This window comes from Micromonospora sp. U21, from assembly GCF_018070045.1.
GTDB lineage: Bacteria > Actinomycetota > Actinomycetes > Mycobacteriales > Micromonosporaceae > Micromonospora.
In genome coordinates this window covers 25,278-46,013 of sequence record NZ_JAGPYK010000018.1, presented here as the reverse complement: position 1 = coordinate 46,013, position 20,736 = coordinate 25,278, and the positions used below count along the sequence as shown (strand labels likewise).

Genomic DNA, 20,736 nt, shown 5'->3' with positions numbered 1-20,736 from the left:
CTCACATCCCCACCGTCGCCCCGCAGGGCCGGCCCGTCAAGCCGGAACGTCCGATTCGGCACCGGGGCGTGGTCAGCCCGGTGGTGGCCCGGCGTGGCTGCGGATCCAGGCGTGCATGGCGATGCCACTGGCCACGCCCGCGTTGATCGACCTCGTGGAGCCGTACTGGGCGATGGAGTAGAGCTGGTCGCAGGCCGCGCGGGCCGGTTCGGAGAGGCCGGGACCCTCCTGGCCGAACAGCAGCACGCACTCCCGTGGCAGGGTGCCGGTCTCCAGTGGGCGCGAGCCGGGCAGGTTGTCGATGCCAAACACCGGCAACCTCTGTCCGGCCGCCCAGCCGACGAACCCCTCGATCGTCTCGTGGTGCCGGACGTGCTGGTAGCGATCGGTCACCATCGCGCCGCGCCGGTTCCACCGTCGCCGTCCGACGATGTGCACCTCCGCGGCGAGGAAGGCGTTGGCGTTGCGGACCACCGTGCCGATGTTGAAGTCGTGCTGCCAGTTCTCGATGGCGACGTGGAACCCGTGCCGGCGCCGGTCCAGGTCGGCGACGATGGCCTCGTGCCGCCAGTAGCGGTAGCGGTCGACCACGTTGCGCCGGTCCCCCTCGGCCAGCAACTGCGGGTCGTAGCGCGGGTCGTCCGGCAGGTCCCCCGGCCAGGGGCCCACGCCCACCTCAAGCTGGTCGTCGGTCACGGTCATCAGAGAGTACGGACCCGTCCGGCGCTCGCCAGCGACGGCCCGCCTGCCGGGTCAGCTCAGCCCCAGCGCGGCACCGAGCCGGTCCAGGAAGCGCCGGTCGGCGGGGCTGGCCGGCTGGCCCGGTGACGGCTCGCCAGGGGCGGGCACCGCCCGGCAGACCCGGGCCGCGACCGACTGCACCCACTGGCGGTACGCGGCCGAGTCGGCTGGGTCGGCGCGCCGGTGCAGGACCCGGACCGCCGCCCGGCAGGCGGCCAGGAGGTCCACCAGATCGGTGAGCCGTTCGGTGGGGGTCTGGGTGCCGTCGTGGCGGGCGTAGATCGCGGCGACCACCGCGCGGACCAGATCGCTGTCGAAAGCCCGGCCGGCGGCCACCGCGTCCAGACCGGCCAGGCCCGCCATGACCCCCCGGGCCGGGCGGCCGGGACCCGGGGCGGCGGTGGCCACGAGGACCCGACCGGGCAGGCTGGTGAGCAGGTCCCACTCGGCGGCGGAGTAGACGGCGGTGGTCAAGGGTGCGGCTCGGCGACCGGCAGAGGGCGGCTCTCCGGCGACGGAGTGGCTCATCGGAACCTCCGGCGCCAGCATATGCCCCGAAACGGGAATAGGGCCCCTTCCCCATCAGAACCTGATGCGGGGAAGGAGCCCGGCGCCGACGGCGGTCGACCCGCCGCGCTGCTCAGCGCGGCTCGGGGAAGCTGGGCCGCTCCGGGTCCACTCCCTCTCCGGCGGCGCTGGCCGCGTACTCCCGCTTGGGGACCATGACCTTGCGGCGGAAGACGCAGACCATGGTGCCGTCCTGGTTGTAGCCCCTGGTCTCCACCGACACCACGCCCCGGTCGGGCTTGGAGCCGGATTCCCGCTTGTCCAGCACGGTGGTCTCGCCGTAGATGGTGTCGCCGTGGAAGGTGGGGGCCACGTGCCGTAGCGACTCGACCTCCAGGTTGGCGATCGCCTTGCCGCTGACATCCGGCACCGACATGCCGAGCAGCAGTGAGTAGATGTAGTTGCCCACGACGACGTTGCGCTTGAACTGGCTGGCCGTCTCGGCGTAGTGCGCGTCCATGTGCAGCGGGTGGTGGTTCATGGTGAGCAGGCAGAAGAGGTGGTCGTCGTACTCGGTGACGGTCTTGCCCGGCCAGTGCCGGTAGACCGCGCCGACCTCGAACTCCTCGTAGTAACGGCCGAACTGCATCCTGGTCCCCTTCGACGGGCGGCGATGGAGTTCGGCACAGCATGCCTTACCGGTGGTTAAGGTGACCGGCGGGGCGCGACCCCGGCGGAAAAGTCACACCGGTCGCTCGCACGGGGGGAGACGCAATGAGCGGCGGGGCCCTCCCCGGCACCCGCCGCCCACGCTCTGATGCGGAGAATTCTGCCCTACGCAAGCGTAGGTTCGACAGAGACCGGCGTCACATTTATCTTTTTGTAACACTACTCTCCGTAGCGAATCACTGGGTGATCAGCGATCTCCGCAGGCCTGATACCTCCTTGTCAAGGGGCAAGTTACCGATTCGTAGCGCTCGATCGAGTGGATCTCCTTGGAAACGCTCCCATTACGACAGGTCACGCAAGTGCGTCATGCACTTGCGTTCCGCACACCGGGACGTACAGACGCGAGTCGATGACTCTCGGTACCCGCCACCAGCCGGGAGCACGTTTCGTGCCCGACCGCCCGGGAATTCGATACGGTCAGCCCTGGTTCTACGGGACGTAGACAAACCGCGGTGATCGGAGAGTGCAATGGCAACCGTTGAGCTGACCTCGGCGAACTTCGACGAGATGACCGGCAACGACGGAATCGTCCTGGTCGACTTCTGGGCCGACTGGTGTGGTCCGTGCAAGCGGTTCGCGCCGGTCTACGAGCGCTCCTCGGAGAAGCACCAGAACATCGTCTTCGGCAAGGTCGACACCGAGGCGCAGCAGGAGTTGGGCGCCAAGTTCGACATCCGGTCGATCCCGACCATCATGGCGATCCGCGACGGCGTCATCGTCTTCGCCCAGCCGGGCGCCCTCCCGGAGTCCGCGCTGGAGAACCTGATCGAGCAGGTCGAGGCTCTGGACATGGACGACGTCCGCAAGCAGCTGGCCGAGCACAACCACTGAGCCGTCCTGCGACGGCACGCGAGGCCGGGCCCGGTTCGGGCCCGGCCTTCGTCGTACCCGGGCACGTGCGGAGAGACGCCACCCCGGTCGCCGACCCTGGCAACCGGAACTGACCGTCGGAGGGACCCGGCGCGGCCGGTACATCCCGTATCGTCACGACCCGATGGAGAACTTGACCACCCGCGGGCGCGCCACCCGGTTGGGCGCGACCGCACTCGGTTTCGCCCTGCTGCTGGTCGGCACCCTCTGGGGCAACGACGACGATTTCCCGTTCGGGCCGTTCCGGATGTACTCGACCTCCAACCCGCCGAACGCCCCCGCCCCGGACACCCGGGTGGAGGGGGTGAACAGCACCGGCACCGTGGTCGACCTCGACCAGGACGCGACCGGCATCCGCCGCGCCGAGATCGAGGGTCAGCAGGACCGGTACGCCGCCGACCCGGCGCTGCTCGCCGAGGTCGCCGACGCGTACGCCGAACGTCACCCGGACGCGGCCGCGCTGGTCGAGGTTCGGATCGTCATCCGCTGGCACGGCATCCGTGCCGGCCGACCGACCGGCCGGCACACCGACGAGACCGTGGTCCGCTGGCAGGCACCCCGATGAGCCGCTGGCTGACCGAGGCGGTGCCACGGGGCCGGGTGGCCGCGTTCCGGACCCTGATCTACCTCTTCGTCGCCGCCGACCTGGTGGTCTTCACGCCCTGGGTACGGACCCGGGCCAGCGTGCCCGGCGAGCTGTACCAGCCGCTTCTGGTCGGCCGGATCCTCCCGCTGCCCACGCCGACCCCGGCGCTGGTGGCGGTGATCTTCTGGGCGCTGCTGCTGCTCGCCCTGCTCGCCGCGACCGGACGGGCCCCCCGGCTGCTCGGCTGGTCGGTCTGCGCGCTGTACCTCGAGTGGATGATCATCGCGATGAGCTACGGGAAGGTCGACCACGACCGGTTCGGGCTGCTCGTCGCGCTGGCCGTACTGCCCACCGCCGGCCGGGCACGGCACGGCGACACCACCCGCACCGAGGCCGGCGGCTGGGCGCTGCGGGTCACCCAGATCGCGGTGATCTGCACGTACTTCCTGGCCGCCTGGGCCAAGCTGCGCTTCGGCGGGTTGGACTGGCTCACCGGCTCGGTGCTGGCGCGGGCCATCATCCGGCGCGGCACCGACCTCGCGGACCTGGTCGCCCAGGTGCCGTACCTGCTGATCGTCGCCCAGTTCGGCATCGTGGCCTTCGAGCTGTTCAGCCCGGTGGTCTTCCTGCTTCCGGCCCGCTGGCGGCTGGCCATGGTCGGCTTCTTCTACTCGTTCCACGCGGTCACCATCGCGACCATCACGATCTCGTTCGCGCCGCACCTGGCCGCGATGACCAGCTTCCTACCGCTGGAGCGGGTGCGCCCGCTGGTCTGGGCACGCCGACTGATCGGCCGCAGCCCTTCCGAGGCGGCGACGACGGATGCCCCGGAACCGCGCCCGGCCGAGGTCGACCCGGTGTCGGCCGACCAGGGCCCGGTGGCAGCCGGCGCGGGGCCGGCGCTCGACGGTCAGGCGCCGGTGGTCGGGCGACGGGCCGGTCCGTAGAGCCGCTCCCGGGCCTCCTGGGGCAGGGAGCAGGCCGCCGTGCCACCGGGAAGTCGGTGCCGGTTGCGCGCCACCCAGCGGTACAACGGCCAGGCCGCGACGCGTACCGGAGGAATCCCCAGGCCGGCGCCGGCGATCCGCCAGAGCGGACCACTCGCGGCGAGCAGCTTCGCGATGGCGTCCGGACCGGCCGCGCGCGATCCGTCCGCGCCGACCCACTGCACGGCCTCCTCGCACTCGGCCACGGTGAGGCCGAGCGCGTCCAGGTCGGCGAACTGCCAGGGCACCACCCGCGCGGCGGTGGGGATGCGGCGCTCGATGAACTCCGCACAGCTCGTGCAGAACGCGCAGTCCCCGTCGTAGACGAAGGTCGACGTCTCCATGGCGTCCATCCTCCCCTCCCCGACCACCCGGAAGCCCACCGGTGTACGGCGGGTCACTTGCGCTTGCCTCGTACACGTGTTCGAATAATGGCCATGCGCTGGGACAACCTCACCGCTCCCCCGGTCGAGGGAGACCCCGAGCGGGCAGCGCCAGCGACGCCACCCCTGCCGCTGGCGCTGCCCGGCGCCGTAGCCCGCACCTTCGACACCCCCGAGTTCGCCGGGATGACCTTCTACGAGGTGCAGGCCAAGTCCATCCTCAACCGGGTGCCCGGGCAGTCCCGCGTCCCGTTCGAGTGGACGATCAACCCGTACCGGGGCTGCTCTCATGCCTGTGTTTACTGCCTGGGCGCGGACACCCCGATCCTGATGGCGGACGGTCGCACGAAGCCGATCAGCGAACTGGAGCCTGGTGACCGCATCTACGGGACCGAGCGACGGGGCGCCTACCGCCGATACGTGATCACCACCGTCCTCGACAAGTGGTCCACGGTGAAGCCGGCCTACCGGGTCACCCTGGAGGACGGCACGATGCTCATCGCCAGCGGGGACCACCGGTTCCTCTCTGAACGTGGCTGGAAGTACGTCACCGGGGCCATGCATGGCAGGGCCCGACGCCCCTACCTGACCATCAACAACCGTCTGATCGGCACCGGTCGTTTCGCCGTCGGGCCCAAGGAGTCACTCGACTACCGCCGGGGCTACCTGTGCGGCATGGTCCGCGGAGATGCGCACCTGGGCACGTTCTCGTACTCGTACGGGACGGTGCACCGGTTCCGGCTGGCGTTGGCCGATGACGAGGCATTGAGCCGCAGTGAGCGGTACCTCGCCCTCGAAGGGATCAAGACGCAGCGTTTCACCTTCGCGCAGGTCAGCACCACGCGACGTGCGATGACCGCCATCCGCACCTCGAAGCAGCGGGACATCGAGACGATCGGTGACCTTATCCGCTGGCCGGTCGAGCCCAGCGACGACTGGCGGCTTGGCTTCCTGGCCGGCATCTTCGACGCAGAGGGCAGTTGCAGCAGAGGCGTCCTGCACATCAGCAACAGCGACGACGCCATCCTCGACCAGACGACGGCAGCACTGCGCCATTTCGGTTTCGCCTGCGTGCGAGAAGACCGCGGCCTACCCAACCGTGTGCGGGAGATCAGGCTGACCGGGGGCCTCGCCGCCCGGCTCCGGTTCTTTCACCTGACCGACCCTGCCATCACTCGGAAGCGGTCGATCGAGGGTGGCGCACTGAAGCATCAGGGCGCCCTCAAGGTTGTCGGCATCGAGGCACTCGGGCTGGAGCTGCCGCTCTGGGACATCACGACTGGCACCGGGGACTTCATCGCCAACGGAGTGGTCAGCCACAACTGCTTTGCCCGAAATACTCACACTTACCTCGATCTTGACGCCGGTGCGGACTTCGACCGGAAGGTGATCGTCAAGGTCAACGCCGGTGAGCTGGTCCGGCGGGAGTTGGCCGCGCCGCGCTGGCGGGGCGCGCACGTGGCGATGGGCACCAACGTGGACTGCTACCAGCGCGCCGAGGGTCGTTACCGGCTGATGCCGCAGATCATCGGTGCCCTGCGAGACTTCGCCAACCCGTTCTCGATCCTCACCAAGGGCACGCTGATCCTGCGCGACCTGCCGCTGCTGCGCGAGGCCGCCGAGGTGACCACGGTGGGCATCTCCTTCTCGGTGGGGTTCGTCGACGAGCACCTCTGGCGCACCGTCGAGCCGGGCACACCGCACCCACGCCGCCGGCTGGACGCCGTCCGGGCACTCGCCGACGCCGGATTCTCCGTCGGCGTGCTGATGGCACCGATCCTGCCCGGCCTCAGCGACAGCGACGAGTCGATCGATGCCACCGTCTCGGCGATCGCCGCCGCCGGTGCGACGAGCGTGACCGCCCTGCCCCTGCACCTGCGTCCCGGCGCCCGAGAGTGGTACGCGCACTGGCTCGCCCGCGAGCACCCGCACCTCGTGCCCCGCTACCGCGAGCTCTACCGGGCCGGCGCCTACGCTCCGCAGGCGTACCAGCGGGAGCTGACCGCACGGGTCCGGATCGCGGCCCGCCGGCACGGGCTGCACCGTGGTGAGCAGGGCGACAGCCGCCGCCCGCCCGAGCCGACGCCACCACCGGCTGCCGAGCAGCTGACCCTGCTCTAACCGGCGGGCGGCGCTACAGTCGGCGGGTGCGTACCGCTCAGCAGATCCTCGCCGACTCCGCCGTGATCGCCGTCGTGGGCGCGTCGCGCGACCCCAGCAAGGCCGCGCACGGCGTGCCGTTGCAGATGCAGCAGTACGGCTGGCGGATCATCCCGGTCAACCCGACCGTCGACGAACTCTTCGGGGAGCGGGCGTACCCGACGCTGGCCGACATCCCCCACCCGGTCGACCTGGTGGACGTGTTCCGGCCGGCGGCCGACGCCGTGCAGGTGGTCCGGGACGCCGCGGCGATCGGCGCCCCGGCGGTCTGGTTGCAGCTGGGCATCGTCTCGGCCGAGGCGCGGCGGATCGCCGAGGCCGCCGGGATGGACTACGTCGAGGATCGCTGCCTCCTCGTCGAACGCGCCGCCGCCGGCCTGACCCGCCTCCCCTGACTCGCCCCCACCCGCCACCCGTCAAGAAGGGCCCCTTCCTATGCACCAGGCGTTGGGGCCTGTGTCAAAGTCCTCGGTCGAGCCGAGGCGGAGTCCAGACGGCGGCAGGCCGGCCAGGGGCTTTGACACAGGCCCTAACAAGGGGCCCTTCCTTACGGCTCAGAGCTTGTACTCCTTGAGCAGGCCGCGGGAGATGATGGTCTTCTGGATCTCGGAGGTGCCCTCGCCGATGAGCAGGAACGGGGCCTCCCGCATCAGCCGCTCGATTTCGTACTCCTTGGAGTAGCCGTAGCCGCCGTGGATGCGGAACGCCTCCTGGACGACCTCGGCGCAGTATTCCGAGGCGAGCAGCTTGGCCATCCCGGCCTCGACGTCGTTGCGCTGGCCGGCGTCCTTGAGCCGGGCGGCGTTGACCATGAGGGCGTGTGCGGCCTCGATCTTCGTGCCCATCTCGGCGAGCTTGAAGGCGATGGCCTGGTGCCTGGCGAGCGGCTGACCGAAGGTCCTGCGCTGCTGGGCGTAGCTGACGGCCAGCTCGAAGGCGCGGATGGAGATGCCGCAGGCGCGGGCGGCGACGTTGACCCGGCCCACCTCGATGCCGTCCATCATCTGGTAAAAGCCGCGGCCCACCTTGTCGGCGCCGCCGAGGATCGCCGAGTCGGGCACGGTCACCCCGTCGAGCACCATCTCGGTGGTCTCGACGCCCTTGTAGCCCATCTTTTCGATCTTGCCGGGGATGCTCAGCCCGGGTGCGGTCTCCCCGAAGCCCGGCTCCTTCTCCAGCAGGAAGGTGCTCATGTTGCCGTACACCGACTCGGCGCCGGTGTCGGTCTTGACCAGGGTGGCCACCACCGAGGAGTAAGCCCCGTTGGTCAGCCACATCTTCTGTCCGTTGAGCACGTAGCGGTCGCCGTCGCGGACGGCCCGGGACTTGATGGCCGAGACGTCGGAGCCGGTCTCCGGCTCGGACATGGAGAAGGCGCCGCGCACCTCACCGGTGGCCATCTTCGGCAGCAGCCGGGCCTTCTGCTCGGCCGAGCCGTGCTGGGAGATCAGGTACGCCACGATGAAATGGGTGTTGACGATGCCGGAGATCGACATCCAGCCTCGGGACAGCTGCTCCACCACCAGCGCGTAGGTGAGCAGCGACTCGCCGAGGCCGCCGTACTCCTCGTCGATGGTGAGGCCGAACAGCCCCATCTCGCGCATCCCGTCGAGGATGTCGGTGGGGTATTCGTCAGCGTGCTCCAGCCGCTGAGCATGCGGGATGATCTCCTTGTCGGCGAACTCCCGGACGGTCTCCAGGATCGACCGCTGCACATCGGTCAGGCCGGGCGTCTGGGCGAGTCGAGCCATCTCAGCCTCCGGGGATCAGCGCACTACTCGTGGGTAACTGAACGCTGGGTCAGTATCGGCCTCCGGAGCCGGCGAGGCCAAGGTGACCAGTCCACACAACCGCTGTGAAAAGGTTCACCGCTGCGGGTAGCGTCCGGCAAGAGGGACTTTTCCGGCACCGGCAGGAGGAGGACAGCCGTGAGCTACCCGCCGCCGTCGGGACCGCCCGGGGACGAGCAGCCGCCGTCACCCTACGAGCCACCCCGGGACCAGTCGCCCTACGCGCCGCCGCCGGCGGGCCAGTCGCCGTACGCGCCGCCGCCGGACCAGTCGACCTTCGGGCCGCCGGAGCGCTCACCGTACGGGCCGCCGGCGGACGACCCGTCGCCGTACGAGCAGCAGGGCCCGCACCAGCCGGCGCACTGGGGGCAGCAGCCGCCGTACCCCCCGCAGGGCCCCTACGGGCAGTACGGCCCACCGACGTCCGGGCCGGGTCGGGGCACCAACGTGCTGGCGATCCTGTCGCTGGTGTTCGCCTTCGTGTTCCCCCCGGCCGGCGTGGTCCTCGGCCACGTGGCCAAGCGGCAGATCCGCACCAGCCGTGAGGAGGGCGACCAGCTCGCCACCTGGGGTCTGATCCTCGGCTACGTCTTCACCGGGCTCACCCTGCTGGCCTGCTGTGGTTGGCTGGCCCTGGTCCTCATCGGCAACACCGGCGACAGCGGCGGCTACTGACCGGCGACCGGCGCCCGCCCGATGTGGACGCGCCCGGTCAGCGGAACCGGGCCTCGCGGACGCTGTTGCCGCCGTCCACCACCAGCATCTGACCGGTGATGTACGAGGCGGCCGGCGAGCAGAGGAAGCTGATCGCGGCGGCGACCTCGTCCGGAGTGCCCGGTCGACCGACCGGCGTGCCCAGCCCCTGCTTGATCTCCGCCATCGTGGACGCCGCGGTGTAGATGGTGCCCGGGGCCACCGCGTTCACGGTCACCCCGTCGGCGATCATCTCCATGGCCAGCGCCCGGGTCAGCCCGACCACCCCGGCCTTCGCTGCGGCGTACGCGGCCTCGGTGGGCAGGGCGTTGACCGGACCGGCGGTGGCCGCGAGGTTGACGATCCGCCCCCAGCCCCGCTCGGCCATCCCGCTGATGAACGCCCGGCTGCACAGGAACGCGGTGGTCAGGTTGCGGTCGATCTCGGCGCGCCACTCGTCGTAGGTCAGCTGCGCGACCGGTCGCAGCACCTCCGGGCTGGCCCGGCTGGCCAGGCCGGCGTTGTTGACCAGCACCTCGACGTCGCCCAACTGCTCGGCGACCGCATCGGCCAGCGCGCCGACCTCGGACTCGTCGGTCAGGTCCGCCACGAAACCGGTCACTCCCAGCTCGCCTGCCCGCTCGTGGATGCGCCGGGTCGTCGAGACGATGGCCACCCGGGCGCCCAGGTCGGAGAGCCGGCGGGCGGTGGCGTACCCGATGCCGTCCGGGCTGCCCGCACCGGTAACCAGGGCGACCCGTCCGTCGAGCCGCATGGTCACCGGGTCGGCGAGCGCGACCGGCTCGTCCGCGCCGGGGGCACCGGCCGGTGTGGCCGCACGGCCGCGCCGCCCGGCGCCCGGGCGGCTGACGTCCCGTCTCGGTCGACTGCCGGAACGATCGGCGGCGCGCGCATCCATTGCCATGCCAGGATCCTGCCCCGTCGGACGGGCCCGAGCAACGCGGCACCCGGGAGCAGGGGCATCGGGTTTGGTCGCCGCTGGCTACCCTGACGGCGCCCCCGACCTGACGGAGAATCGCATGACCTATCCCCACCCGCCCGGCGGCTGGACCGATCCCACGGGCCAGCAGTCGAGCCCTCCGGTGGAGCCGACCCTTGTGGCCGGTCAGCCGGTTTTCACCCAGCCCGGCGCGACGGACCCGTACGCGCCGGTCGACCCGTACGCCGGTGGGCAGTTCCCCCCGGGCCAGCCCATGCCCGGCTACGCCCCGCCCGGCTATCCGCCGCAGTACGCCGGCTACGGCTACCCGGTGCCGCAGAAGACCAACGGGATGGCGATCGCGGCGCTGGTGCTGGCCCTGCTCGGCCTCACGTCCTGCATCACCGCACCGGTCGGGGCGATCCTGGGTCACGTGGCCCAGAAGCAGATCCGGCTCAGCGGCGAGGGCGGCGAGGGGATGGCGAAGGCCGCGATCATCATCGGCTGGATCCTCACCGGGCTGCTGGTGCTGCTGATCGCCTTCTACGTCGTGATGATCGTCCTAGCCATCACGACGAGCGCCGGCAGCAACAGCAGCAGCAGCTACTGATCGGCGAACAGGTTGGCACAGCGCCGGTTGTCGGGCCGGGACGACAGGGCGGCTGTCGTCCCGGCCCGGCGCGTTCACTCCGAAGGCGGGGTGAACGACGAGGTACGGCTCATCCCGGCGGCCCGGCCCTTGGCAGCGACCACCAGCGCCATCTTGCGGGACGCCTCGTCGATCATCTCGTCGCCGAGCATCACGGCGCCGAGCCTGCCGCCGGCCTCCGAGGTGTAGTGCTGGTACGCGTCGAGGATCAACTCGGCGTGGTCGTAGTCGGCCTGCGCCGGCTGGTAGACCTCGTTGGCGGCGTCGATCTGGCCCGGGTGCAGCACCCACTTGCCGTCGAAGCCCAGCGCCGCCGAACGCCTGGCGACCTCGCGGAAAGCGTCCACGTCCCGGATCTGCAGGAACGGGCCGTCGATGGCCTGCTTGTCGTGCATCCGGGCGGCCATCAGGATCCGCATCAGGATGTAGTGGTACGGGTCGCCGGGGTAGTCCGGGATCAGCGCGCCGACCACCAGCGACTTCATGTTGATCGAGGCCATGAAGTCGGCCGGGCCGAAGATGATGGTCTCCACCCGGGGCGAGGCGGCGGCGATCGCGTCCACGTTGACCAGGCCGGCGGCGTTCTCGATCTGCGCCTCGATGCCGATCCGGCCGATCTCCAGGCCGAGCGTCTTCTCGATCTGGGTGAGCGTCAGGTCCAGCCACTGCACCTGGGCGGCCTCCTGCACCTTCGGCAGCATGATGCAGTCGAGGTTCGCGCCGGCGCCCTCGACCACCTCGATGACGTCCCGGTAGGTCCACGGGGTGGTCAGGTCGTTGACGCGGACCACGCGCGTCTTGCCGGCCCAGTCACCCTCGTTGAGCGCGGCCACGATGTTCTTCCGCGCATCCGGCTTGGCCAGCGGGGCCACCGCGTCCTCCAGGTCGAGGAAGACCTGGTCGGCCGGGAGCCCCTGCGCCTTGCCGAGCATCTTGACGCTGGAACCCGGTACGGCGAGGCAGGACCGGCGGGGACGACCGACTGCGGCCATGGATGCGCTCCTTCCAGCGTCCGGCGGGCACGCCGACGCCACCTGATGACAGATCCGAGAAACTTAACGATCCCAAAGGGCGTGGTGACGTCACGGTAACCTCGCGCCATGACCGGGGTGAATGGACCTGTGGAAGATCTCACTGGGCGTCGACTGGTGGTGGTGACCGGGGCCAGCTCCGGCATCGGGCTGGCCGCCGCCGTGGACCTGGCGTGCCGTGGCGACCAGGTGGTGCTGGTCGGGCGGGACCCGGCCCGGTTGCAGGCCGCTGCGGAACGGGTACGGGAGACGTCGGGTGAGCGCCCGGAGCTGTTCCGGGCCGACTTCGCGGTGCTCGACGACGTGCGCCGGCTCGCCGAGCGGCTGCGCGACGCGTACGACCGGATCGACGTGCTGGTCAACAACGCCGGTGCCATCGCACTCCAGCCGCTCACCACCGTCGACGGCTTCGAGCTGTCGATCCAGGCCAACCACCTGGCCCCGTTCCTGCTGACCAACCTGCTCGCCGACCGGATCGGCCGGATCGTGGTCACCGCCTCCGGCGCGCACCGGAGCGGCGTGCTGGACCCGAACGACCTGAACAAGCCACTGCGCCGCTACCGGCCGATGGTCGCGTACGGCACCAGCAAGCAGGCGAACATCCTGTTCACCGCGGAGGCGGCCCGGCGCTGGCCGGGCATCCCGGCACACAGCTTCCACCCGGGAGTGGTGCGCACCCGGTTCGCCAACGACAGCCGGCTGGTCGCCGTCGGCATGCGGATCCTGCCGTTCCGCAGCCCCGAGAAGGGTGCCGAGACCCTGGTCTGGCTGGCCAACCAGGACCGGTCCCGGCTGGTCGACGGCGGCTACTACCACAACCGGCGGCTGCGTCGGCCGTACCGCAAGGCCGCCGACCCCCAGCTGGCCGCCCGGCTCTGGGCGGCCAGCGCCAAGGCCGTCGGCATCGCGGACTAGCGTGGCCACCGTGTTGACGCTTGTCGCGCTCGTCGAGTTCACCGCCGGGGCCGAGGCCGCCGGACAGCGCTACGAGGACACCGTGCTGGCAATGCTCGGCCGGCACGGCGGCCGACTGGAACGGCGGCTGCGCGGCATCGACGAGCGGGCCGAGGTGCACGTGATCCGGTTCGACGCCCGAGCCGGGTACGAGGCGTTCCTCGCCGACCCGGAGCGGTCCGCGCTGCGGGCCGCCCTCGGCGAATCCGCGCCGACCACCCGCGTGATCGAGGTGTACGAGGCTTAGGGCAACTGGCCGGACCGGCGGCGCGCGGCGCGTCGGTGGGGCCGTCGACCGCGCCAGCGCCCCAGCAGCGACAGCACGGGCAGGCCGACCACGAGCGCCAGGACGAACCCCACGGCGAGCAGCCAGAACGGCAGCGGTCCGTAGTCGGGTCGGCCACTTTCGCGTACCGCGCCGTCAATCGCCAGGTCGGCGGCGACCGTCAGCTCGGTGATGCCCTCCGGGGTGCGGAAGAGCACCTCCGGCGCCGGTGCGCCCCGGCGCAGCACCACGAGTTCCACCCGGTCCGTGCCCGGCTCGTGATACGGCCCCCAGGCGATGTCGTGGTCCTCCGGCCGGTCCACCGCCTCGGGGCCGGGCACACCGACCAGGGCCACCGCCTCGTCCGCCGAGCGCCAACCGAGCAGCTGGACGAACGTACGGGAGCGCAGCGGTGGGAACGCCGCGCCGGCCTGCGGTGCGCCGTCGTCAGCCGCGCCAGGGCCGCCCGGAGCACCAGCCGCAGGTCCGTGTCGTCGCCGGGACCGGCCCGCTCGGGCGGCGCTCCGCCCAGCCGCTCCGGCGGGCGGGCCCGGCGCCACCGCCACCAGCTCGCCGCCTGCGTGTAGAGCACCCGACGCAGGTAGGCGGCCGGGTCGTCGAGCCGTTCCCAGCGCACCGCGACCCGGGCCAGCGCCACCTGGACCAGGTCCTCGGCGTGGTGCCGGTCGCCGGTCAGCAGGTACGCGAACCGGGTCAGCCCGGCGGTCTCGGCCCGTACGAAATCGGCGAAGCCGTCCCGGGTGCGGTCCTCAGTCGTCAAACGGATCGCCCTCCTCATCCGGGCAGACGCCGGGCGGGCCCGCCCCGGAGGGAACCGCCACCCACGTTCCTCAGGTCGTCCTGGACACGCCGGCCGCGACGGCGGTCAGTCTGTCAACGGGGCGGCGTCGGCGGGGAGCGGGGTGGGCGGCGTGACACGGCGGCCGGCCCGGGCGCCGCCGAGCACCACCACCGCCACCCCGACCAGCAGCAGCGCCATTCCCGCCAGCGCGTACGGGCGGGGCAGCTGCCCCAGCCAGACCCAAGCGAGCAGGGCCGCGCCGGGCACCTCCAGCAGGATCAGCACGCTGACCGTGGTCGCCGGGATCCGGTGCAGGGCGTAGTTGAACATCGAATGGCCGAGCAGTTGCGCGCCGGCCACCAGGGCCAGGATGGCCAGCCAGGTACGGCCGTCGAAGCCGGTCATCCGGACTCCACCGAGCAGGCAGACCACCAGCAGGATCAGCGCGCAGATCCCGTAGCAGATGGTGGTGTACGTGGTGGTGCTGATGCTGGCGCGGGCCCGCTCACCGAAGGCGGTGTAGACGGCGGCGAACAGGCCACCGGTCAGCGCCAGCAGGTCACCGAGGACGGCCCGGCCGGAGATGCCCACGTCCGCGCCGGTGGCGATCACCGCGCCGCCGACCGCCACCGCGATGCCGATCCAGACCACCCGGGGCAGCCCGCGGCCCTGGGCACGGGCGATCAGCCCCTGCCAGACCGGCTGGGTGGCGACCAGAGCGGTGGCCGTGGCGACCGAGGTGAGCTGCGCGCTCGGCATCCAGGTGGCGAAGTGCGCTGCCAGCGCGACCCCGGAGAGCACGCAGTACAGCCCCTCCCGCCGGCCCGCCCGTCCGGCCAGCGCACGGAACTCGGCGCGGCGCCGAACCAGCGAGAACGGGCTCAGCACGGCCACCGCGAGCAGGTTGCGCCAGAACGCGATGGCCAGCGCGGGCGCGGCGGCGTAGGCGATCAGTGGCGCGGACGACGACACGGCGACCACGGCCAGGCCGACCGCGCCGGTGGTCAGCGGATCCAGGGGCGGGCGGTGTGTGGAAGGGGGCACGGGAAGCAATCCTCACACGCTCGCGGACGACACAGAACGTCAGCACTCCGTTACGATCACGCGGGTCCGCGCCGGCGACCCTCGACCGCCCGGAGGCGCTCCCCCATGCCCAGCTACCAGGCGGTGCTGTTCGATTTCTTCGGCACCCTGACCCGTCCGGTCCAGCGCGGCGCTGCGCACCTCGGCACCGCCGCGCTGCTCGGATGCCACACCGACACGTTGACCGAGGTGCTGAACCGCACCTACTACGAGCGGGCCACCGGCCGGCTCGGCAACGCCGAGGCGACGCTGCGGTGGGTCTGCGCCCAGGCCGGCGTACACCCCAACGACCATGCGGTACGCGCGGCCGTGGCATCCCGGCACCGCGCGGTCCGCGCGGACACCCGGCTACGGGCCGACGCGGTGCCCGTGCTGGCGGCGCTGCGCCAGCGCGGCCTGCGCACCGGGGTGATCAGCGACTGTACGCACGAGCTGCCGGCCTTCCTGCCACAGCTCGCGGTCGCCCCGCTACTCGACGTGCGGGTCTTCTCGGTGCAGGTCGGACGGTGCAAGCCGGATCCTGCGCTCTACCTGACCGCCTGCCGGCGGCTCGAGCTCGCGCCGCGCGACTGCCTGTACGTCGGCGACGGCGGCAGCCAGGAGTTGACCGGCGCGGAGCGCGCCGGGATGACCGCGGTCCGGCTCGCCGCGCCCGACCTGGCCGAGCACATGGTCTTCAACGCCGACCGGGACTGGCGCGGCCCGACACTCGGCTCGCTGTGCGACGTGCTCGACCTCGTCGACGCCGAAGTCATCGGCGTGGGCGTCGGCTGACCGGACGGAGCGGCGGGTCAGCGGCGGCGGACCCGGTGCAGGCGGAACGGCTTGCGGGTGGCCCGGACCGCAGGGGTGGGCCGGGGTGGTTCGGCCTGCTCGTCGGCCGGCAGGTCGGCGCCGGCCAACGGCTCACCGGCCGGGGCGAGCCGGTTCAGCGCGCAGCCGTCAGCGGCCCACCGGGCCACCAGGTCGGCGGTCGGGCCGGGCGCGTTCAGCCGCTTACCCGCCACCAGCGGCGCGGTGGTGTCCCATGCCTCGGTGCCCGGCCGCAGCCGGGTCACCCGGGCCGGCCAGGTGACGATCCGGCCGCCGTGGTCACCGCGCAGGGTGACCTGCGCCTCGGCCGCGTCGGCCAGCCCCGGCGCGGCCTGCTCACCCGGCCCGCTGACCACGAACAGCGCGCCCTCCAGTGGGGCGCACCAGAGTGCGAGCGCCGGCCCACCGGCCACGCTCACCCAGGCCACCGCGGCCTTCTTCATCGCCTCGTCGACCAGTGGCGTGCCACGGGGGGCATCCTCGTCCGTCACACCCGCATTGTCCCGCATCGGCGCCTCCGCCGGTCAGCCCACGAAGGGTGGCACGGCGATCTCGCCCCGGGCCACCGGCATAACCTGGCCGGCGACCGTCGCACCGACCACCACGCCGTTCTCCGCGGTAACCGTGCAGGCCAGCGCGGACGGACGCTTCATCTCCACACCCTGACGGACGGCGTATCGGGACAGCCCTTCCCCGGGCAGCAGGCCGCTGGCCACCAGCCAGACACCGAGACCGAGCGCCGCCGAGCCGGTCGCCGGGTCCTCCGGCACGCCGAGGCCGGGCACGAAGACCCGGGCGTGCGCGGTTTGCGCGGCCGGGTCCCAGGAGAAGACGCTGACGTGCGCGACCCCGTACCGCTCCGCCGCCGCCGGGTTCACCCGGGCCCGGGCCACCGACTCCGGCCGCACCGGCAGGTACGGGAACTCCAGCCCGCAGCCGGCGACCCGTGGGGCCGGCCCGACGTGGTCGTCCGGGACCAGCCCGGCGATCTCCAGCAACGGCTCCGGGTCCAGCTCGGGGCCGAGCGTCGGGCTCCCACCGGTGAGGGTAGCCCCGGACGCGGTCACCTCGATCGGCAGCACACCGGCGCCGCACTCCTGCAGGACCTGCCCCACACCGAACATCCCGCGCCGGCTCGCGGTGACCGCCGCGCCGACGCTGGGGTGCCCGGCGAACGGCAACTCCTCCACCGGGGTGAAGATCCGGGCCCGGTATGTGGCGCCGACCTGGGTCGGGGGCAGCACGAACACCGTCTCGGAGAGGTTGAACTCCAGCGCGAGCGCCTGCATCTGCTCCGTGCCCAGCGCCTCCGCGCCGAACACCACGGCCAGCGGGTTGCCGGCGAAAGGGCGATCGGTGAAGACGTCCACGATCTCGTAGGCCAAGGTCGACATGTTGATAAACACTAGGCGCTTAGGCTGGTGCCCGTGAGCACGCCGACCCGGGTCTACATCGCCCGCCTCGCCGGAGTCGCCGTCTTCGATCCGAACGGCGACCAGGTGGGCCGGGTTCGTGACGCGGTGGCCCGGCTCCGGGCGACCAAGCGTCCCCCGGAGGTCGTGGGCCTGGTCGCCGAGATGCCGATGCGCCGGCGGATCTTCCTGTCCATCAACCGGATCACCTCCATCGACGCCGACGCGGTCGTGCTCGGCTCCGGCACCCTCAACCTGCGGCGCTTCGAGAAGCGCCCGAACGAACTGCTGGTGCTCCAGGAGCTGCTGGACCGGCGGGTGCAGCTCGAGCCGGGCGGCCAACCCGGCGCGGTCGTGGACGTCGCGATGGAGTGCACCCGGGGCGGCGAGTGGTCGCTCACCCGGGTCGCGGTCCGCGAGCAGACCGGCCGACTCAGCCGACGCGGTCACCTGCACCAGGTGGAGTGGGACCGGGTGCGCGGGCTCAGCGGCATCGCCGACAACCGAGGTACGGCGAATCTGCTCGCCGTGCTGGAGGACATGCGCCCGGCCGACCTGGCCAACGCATTGCAGGACCTACCCGACGCGCGGCGCAACGAGGTCGCGGCGGCACTGGACGACGAGCGGCTTGCCGACGTGCTCAGCGAGTTGCCGGAGCGCGACCAGGTGGAGATCCTCGCCGCGCTGGACCGGGAACGGGCCGCGGACGTGCTGGAGGAGATGGACCCGGACGACGCGGCGGACCTGCTCAACGAGTTGCCCCCGCCCGAGCAGGACGTGCTGCTGGACCTGATGGAGCCGGACGAGGCCGACCCGGTGCGCCAGCTCCTCAAGTACACCCCCGGCACGGCGGGCAGCGTGATGACCTCGGAGCCGGTCATCCTGCCGCCGGACGCCACCGTCGCCGAGGCGCTCGCCCGGATCCGGGAGCCACAGCTCTCCCCCGCCGTCGCCGCGCAGGTCTTCGTGACCCGGGCCCCGCAGAACACCCCGACCGGCCGGTACCTGGGCATGGTGCACTTCCAGGCGTTGCTGCGCGAACCCCCGGCCGACCTGCTGGGCAAGGTGGTGGTCAACGACATCGACCCGCTGCGCCCCACCACCCCGCTGCCGGAGATCACCCGTCGGATGGCCACCTACGACCTGGTCGCCATGCCGGTGATCGACCGGAACAACCGGCTGGTCGGCGCCGTGACGGTGGACGACGTGCTGGACCATTCGCTGCCCCGGGACTGGCGGGACCGGGACGCCCTGGGTGCCCTGACCGCCGCAGAGCAGGCGGCGGATGGCGCGGATGGCTGACCAGCGGCGGGCCGAACGGCTCGACCAGCCACGCGAGCCCCGGGGTATCAAGCTGCCCCGGTTCGACGCGGAGGCGTTCGGCCGGTGGTCCGAGGGCATCGCCCGCGGCATGGGCACCGCGAACTTCATCGTCGTCATGACGGTGGTGATCGCGATCTGGTTCGGCTGGAACACGCTGGCGCCGGCCCATCTGCGCTTCGACCCGTACACCTTCACGTTCCTCACCCTGGTGCTGTCGTTGCAGGCCAGCTACGCGGCGCCGCTGATCCTGCTGGCACAGAACCGGCAGGCCGACCGGGACCGGGTGGCGTTGGAGGAGGACCGGCGGCGGGCCACCGCGCAGAAGGCGGACACCGAGTACCTGGCCCGGGAGATCGCCGCGCTGCGCATCGCGCTGGGCGAGGTGGCGACCCGGGACTTCCTCCGCTCGGAGCTGACCCGGCTGGCCGAGGAGCTGGACGAGGCGGGGCAGCGCCGGCAGCGGCTGGAGCGCCGCCAGCAGGAGAGGGACAGCCGGCAGGAGAAGCGTGGCCAGCGGCCGACCGACGGTGCCGGGCTGGACGAACCCCGTGACGACCTGGACACCGACTTCGCCCCCGGCACCCGGCCGGACGGCACCGGGCCCCGCCCGCAGGACGGCTGACCGGAGGGCCCGATCGGCTCATCGATTCGCTCACACCGTTCCCGGCCAGCGGCCGGAGCGGATGCCCCGCGACGTAGCATTGCGGGCATGTCAGCACCCGTCAGCACCGTCGAGGACGCGATCCAGGCCGCCCTGGCCACCGTCAACGACCCGGAGATCCGCCGGCCGATCACCGAGCTGGGCATGGTCCGCTCCGCCACGATCGGCGCCAGCGGCGTCGTACGGGTCGAGCTGCTGCTCACCGTCGCCGGTTGCCCGCTCAAGGACAAGCTGCGCACGGACATCACCGCCGCAGTCGCCGCGGTGCCCGGGGTGACCGGCGTGGAGATCGACTTCGGTGTGATGAGCCCCGAGCAGCGGCAGTCGTTGCAGTCGCAGCTGCGCGGCGGGGGTGCCAGCGAGGAGCCGGTCATCCCGTTCGCCCAGCCCGGCTCGCGGACGCGGGTGTACGCGGTGGCCAGCGGCAAGGGTGGCGTCGGCAAGTCCAGCGTGACCGTCAACCTGGCGGCGGCGCTGGCCGCCCGCGGGCTCTCCGTGGGCGTGGTCGACGCGGACATCTACGGCCACTCGGTGCCCCGGATGCTGGGCGCGGACGGTCGGCCCACCCGGGTCGAAGACATGATCATGCCGCCGCAGTCGCACGGCGTGAAGGTGATCTCCATCGGCATGTTCACGTCCGGCAACGCCGCGGTCGTGTGGCGCGGCCCGATGCTGCACCGGGCCTTGCAGCAGTTCCTGGCCGACGTCTACTGGGGCGACCTGGACGTACTCCTGCTCGACCTGCCGCCGGGCACGGGTGACGTGGCCATCTCGCTGGCCCAGTTGCTGCCCAACTCGGAGATCCTCATCGTCACCACCCCGCAGACCGCCGCCGCCGAGGTGGCGGAACGGGCCGGCGCGATCGCCCTGCAGACCCACCAGCGGGTGGTCGGCGTCATCGAGAACATGTCCTGGCTGGAGCTGCCGGACGGCTCCCGGATGGAGATCTTCGGTGCTGGCGGCGGCGCGGCGGTCGCCGAGTCGCTGAGCCGGACCATCGGCGCGCAGGTGCCGCTGCTCGGTCAGATCCCGCTGGACACCCGGGTCCGGGAGGCCGGCGACGCCGGCAACCCGATCGTGCTGGCCGAGCCGGAGTCCCCGGCCGCGCAGGCACTCGGCACGATCGCCGACCGGCTCGCCCTGCGCCGCGAATCACTGCTCGGCAAGCCCCTCGGCCTCAAGCCCGCCGGGCGCTGAGCCGGTCGGCCCTCCGGGCGCTGAGCCGGTGCCCCGGGCCGGGCGTTGGGCCGTCGGCCCTGGCCAGGTTTGCCGAAGCCTGCCCGGGTCACGCACGGCCCCGGTCCACGACCCCTCGTGGCCGTCCTGTGGAGCTGATGTCGCGAACGGATCGTCCCGGG

At 71.9% G+C, this 20,736-nt stretch carries 24 protein-coding genes and 1 pseudogene; 13 read left to right on the top strand and 12 right to left on the bottom strand.

Annotated features, from left to right (window positions below; genetic code table 11):
• Nucleotides 1-72: 72 nt before the first annotated feature.
• From KBX63_RS22420 to KBX63_RS22410, 3 genes are all read right to left on the bottom strand, one after another.
• Nucleotides 73-696 (bottom strand): RNA methyltransferase, encoded by a 624-nt coding sequence (locus tag KBX63_RS22420; protein ID WP_210913838.1) that lies wholly within the window; start codon nt 694-696, stop codon nt 73-75.
• A 57-nt stretch (nt 697-753) separates the two neighbouring features.
• On the bottom strand, nt 754-1,269 hold the full coding sequence (locus KBX63_RS22415; protein WP_210913698.1) for a hypothetical protein: 516 nt from the start codon (nt 1,267-1,269) through the stop codon (nt 754-756).
• A gap of 112 nt (nt 1,270-1,381) precedes the next feature.
• Nucleotides 1,382-1,897, bottom strand: a complete 516-nt coding sequence (locus tag KBX63_RS22410) for a MaoC family dehydratase (protein ID WP_121674938.1) — start codon at nt 1,895-1,897, stop codon at nt 1,382-1,384.
• A gap of 548 nt (nt 1,898-2,445) precedes the next feature.
• Here KBX63_RS22410 and trxA point away from each other — a divergent pair.
• The 3 genes from trxA (at nt 2,446) to KBX63_RS22395 (ending at nt 4,380) form a co-directional block, all read left to right on the top strand.
• Nucleotides 2,446-2,808 carry a thioredoxin gene (gene trxA / locus KBX63_RS22405; RefSeq protein ID WP_210913697.1) on the top strand — a complete coding sequence of 121 codons (363 nt, stop codon included), beginning with the start codon at nt 2,446-2,448 and terminating at the stop codon, nt 2,806-2,808.
• Nucleotides 2,809-2,971: 163 nt separating this feature from the next.
• Complete coding sequence (locus tag KBX63_RS22400; RefSeq protein ID WP_210913696.1) at nt 2,972-3,412, top strand: hypothetical protein; 441 nt, start codon at nt 2,972-2,974, stop codon at nt 3,410-3,412.
• Entirely contained in the window at nt 3,409-4,380 is a 972-nt protein-coding gene (locus tag KBX63_RS22395; RefSeq protein WP_210913694.1) for an HTTM domain-containing protein, read from the top strand. The genes KBX63_RS22400 and KBX63_RS22395 overlap by 4 nt, the downstream gene beginning before the upstream one ends.
• Here the strand turns inward: KBX63_RS22395 and KBX63_RS22390 are convergent.
• Nucleotides 4,344-4,763, bottom strand: coding sequence for a thiol-disulfide oxidoreductase DCC family protein (locus KBX63_RS22390; RefSeq protein ID WP_210913686.1), 420 nt, complete (start codon nt 4,761-4,763; stop codon nt 4,344-4,346). The genes KBX63_RS22395 and KBX63_RS22390 overlap by 37 nt on opposite strands.
• Before the next feature lie 87 nt (nt 4,764-4,850).
• Here KBX63_RS22390 and KBX63_RS22385 point away from each other — a divergent pair, with 87 nt between their 5' ends.
• Entirely contained in the window at nt 4,851-6,923 is a 2,073-nt protein-coding gene (locus tag KBX63_RS22385) for an intein-containing Rv2578c family radical SAM protein (RefSeq protein WP_374102255.1), read from the top strand.
• A 26-nt stretch (nt 6,924-6,949) separates the two neighbouring features.
• Complete coding sequence (locus tag KBX63_RS22380) at nt 6,950-7,357, top strand: CoA-binding protein (protein WP_210913682.1); 408 nt, start codon at nt 6,950-6,952, stop codon at nt 7,355-7,357.
• Nucleotides 7,358-7,516: 159 nt separating this feature from the next.
• Here the strand turns inward: KBX63_RS22380 and KBX63_RS22375 are convergent, their stop codons facing one another.
• Nucleotides 7,517-8,713 (bottom strand): acyl-CoA dehydrogenase family protein, encoded by a 1,197-nt coding sequence (locus KBX63_RS22375; protein WP_210913681.1) that lies wholly within the window; start codon nt 8,711-8,713, stop codon nt 7,517-7,519.
• Between the two features lie 177 nt (nt 8,714-8,890).
• On the opposite strand from KBX63_RS22375, the gene KBX63_RS22370 reads away from it, so the two are divergent.
• Entirely contained in the window at nt 8,891-9,427 is a 537-nt protein-coding gene (locus tag KBX63_RS22370) for a DUF4190 domain-containing protein (protein ID WP_210913678.1), read from the top strand.
• 37 nt (nt 9,428-9,464) lie between these two features.
• Here the strand turns inward: KBX63_RS22370 and KBX63_RS22365 are convergent, their stop codons facing one another.
• Nucleotides 9,465-10,370 carry an SDR family NAD(P)-dependent oxidoreductase gene (locus KBX63_RS22365; RefSeq protein ID WP_210913676.1) on the bottom strand — a complete coding sequence of 302 codons (906 nt, stop codon included), beginning with the start codon at nt 10,368-10,370 and terminating at the stop codon, nt 9,465-9,467.
• 115 nt (nt 10,371-10,485) lie between these two features.
• Between KBX63_RS22365 and KBX63_RS22360 the strand changes: the two genes are divergently transcribed.
• On the top strand, nt 10,486-10,995 hold the full coding sequence (locus KBX63_RS22360) for a DUF4190 domain-containing protein (RefSeq protein WP_210913674.1): 510 nt from the start codon (nt 10,486-10,488) through the stop codon (nt 10,993-10,995).
• Nucleotides 10,996-11,069: 74 nt separating this feature from the next.
• On the opposite strand, the gene KBX63_RS22355 is transcribed toward KBX63_RS22360, so the two are convergent.
• On the bottom strand, nt 11,070-12,026 hold the full coding sequence (locus tag KBX63_RS22355) for a CoA ester lyase (protein ID WP_210913672.1): 957 nt from the start codon (nt 12,024-12,026) through the stop codon (nt 11,070-11,072).
• Between the two features lie 129 nt (nt 12,027-12,155).
• Between KBX63_RS22355 and KBX63_RS22350 the strand changes: the two genes are divergently transcribed.
• A complete protein-coding gene (locus KBX63_RS22350; protein ID WP_210913835.1) occupies nt 12,156-12,980 on the top strand; it encodes an SDR family NAD(P)-dependent oxidoreductase in 825 nt (274 codons plus the stop codon).
• A gap of 10 nt (nt 12,981-12,990) precedes the next feature.
• Entirely contained in the window at nt 12,991-13,266 is a 276-nt protein-coding gene (locus tag KBX63_RS22345; protein WP_307871795.1) for a hypothetical protein, read from the top strand.
• On the opposite strand, the gene KBX63_RS35400 is transcribed toward KBX63_RS22345, so the two are convergent.
• The 3 genes and pseudogenes from KBX63_RS35400 to KBX63_RS22330 all read right to left on the bottom strand — a co-directional run bounded on the left by KBX63_RS35400 (nt 13,263) and on the right by KBX63_RS22330 (nt 15,130).
• On the bottom strand, nt 13,263-13,850 hold the full coding sequence (locus KBX63_RS35400; RefSeq protein ID WP_247662868.1) for a hypothetical protein: 588 nt from the start codon (nt 13,848-13,850) through the stop codon (nt 13,263-13,265). The two genes, KBX63_RS22345 and KBX63_RS35400, sit on opposite strands and share 4 nt — an antisense overlap.
• Before the next feature lie 47 nt (nt 13,851-13,897).
• A pseudogene (locus KBX63_RS36795) lies at nt 13,898-14,083 on the bottom strand (sigma factor); the annotation flags it as partial.
• Between the two features lie 87 nt (nt 14,084-14,170).
• Nucleotides 14,171-15,130 (bottom strand): DMT family transporter, encoded by a 960-nt coding sequence (locus tag KBX63_RS22330; RefSeq protein ID WP_210913665.1) that lies wholly within the window; start codon nt 15,128-15,130, stop codon nt 14,171-14,173.
• 105 nt (nt 15,131-15,235) lie between these two features.
• Between KBX63_RS22330 and KBX63_RS22325 the strand changes: the two genes are divergently transcribed.
• The gene (locus KBX63_RS22325) at nt 15,236-15,943 is read left to right on the top strand and encodes an HAD family hydrolase (protein ID WP_210913664.1); all 708 of its coding nucleotides are present in this window, start codon (nt 15,236-15,238) and stop codon (nt 15,941-15,943) included.
• 17 nt (nt 15,944-15,960) lie between these two features.
• Here KBX63_RS22325 and KBX63_RS22320 read toward each other — a convergent pair whose 3' ends face one another.
• Together KBX63_RS22320 and KBX63_RS22315 are read right to left on the bottom strand one after the other, a co-directional pair.
• The gene (locus tag KBX63_RS22320) at nt 15,961-16,491 is read right to left on the bottom strand and encodes a hypothetical protein (RefSeq protein ID WP_210913663.1); all 531 of its coding nucleotides are present in this window, start codon (nt 16,489-16,491) and stop codon (nt 15,961-15,963) included.
• A gap of 15 nt (nt 16,492-16,506) precedes the next feature.
• Nucleotides 16,507-17,376 carry a PhzF family phenazine biosynthesis protein gene (locus tag KBX63_RS22315; protein WP_210913662.1) on the bottom strand — a complete coding sequence of 290 codons (870 nt, stop codon included), beginning with the start codon at nt 17,374-17,376 and terminating at the stop codon, nt 16,507-16,509.
• Nucleotides 17,377-17,409: 33 nt separating this feature from the next.
• Between KBX63_RS22315 and KBX63_RS22310 the strand changes: the two genes are divergently transcribed.
• The 3 genes from KBX63_RS22310 to KBX63_RS22300 all read left to right on the top strand — a co-directional run bounded on the left by KBX63_RS22310 (nt 17,410) and on the right by KBX63_RS22300 (nt 20,575).
• Nucleotides 17,410-18,696 carry a magnesium transporter MgtE N-terminal domain-containing protein gene (locus tag KBX63_RS22310; protein WP_210913661.1) on the top strand — a complete coding sequence of 429 codons (1,287 nt, stop codon included), beginning with the start codon at nt 17,410-17,412 and terminating at the stop codon, nt 18,694-18,696.
• Nucleotides 18,689-19,339 carry a DUF1003 domain-containing protein gene (locus KBX63_RS22305; RefSeq protein WP_210913659.1) on the top strand — a complete coding sequence of 217 codons (651 nt, stop codon included), beginning with the start codon at nt 18,689-18,691 and terminating at the stop codon, nt 19,337-19,339. The genes KBX63_RS22310 and KBX63_RS22305 overlap by 8 nt, the downstream gene beginning before the upstream one ends.
• Before the next feature lie 87 nt (nt 19,340-19,426).
• Nucleotides 19,427-20,575: an Mrp/NBP35 family ATP-binding protein gene (locus KBX63_RS22300; RefSeq protein ID WP_210913657.1), complete on the top strand. Its 1,149-nt coding sequence runs from the start codon at nt 19,427-19,429 to the stop codon at nt 20,573-20,575.
• The last annotated feature ends 161 nt before the right edge of the window (nt 20,576-20,736 follow it).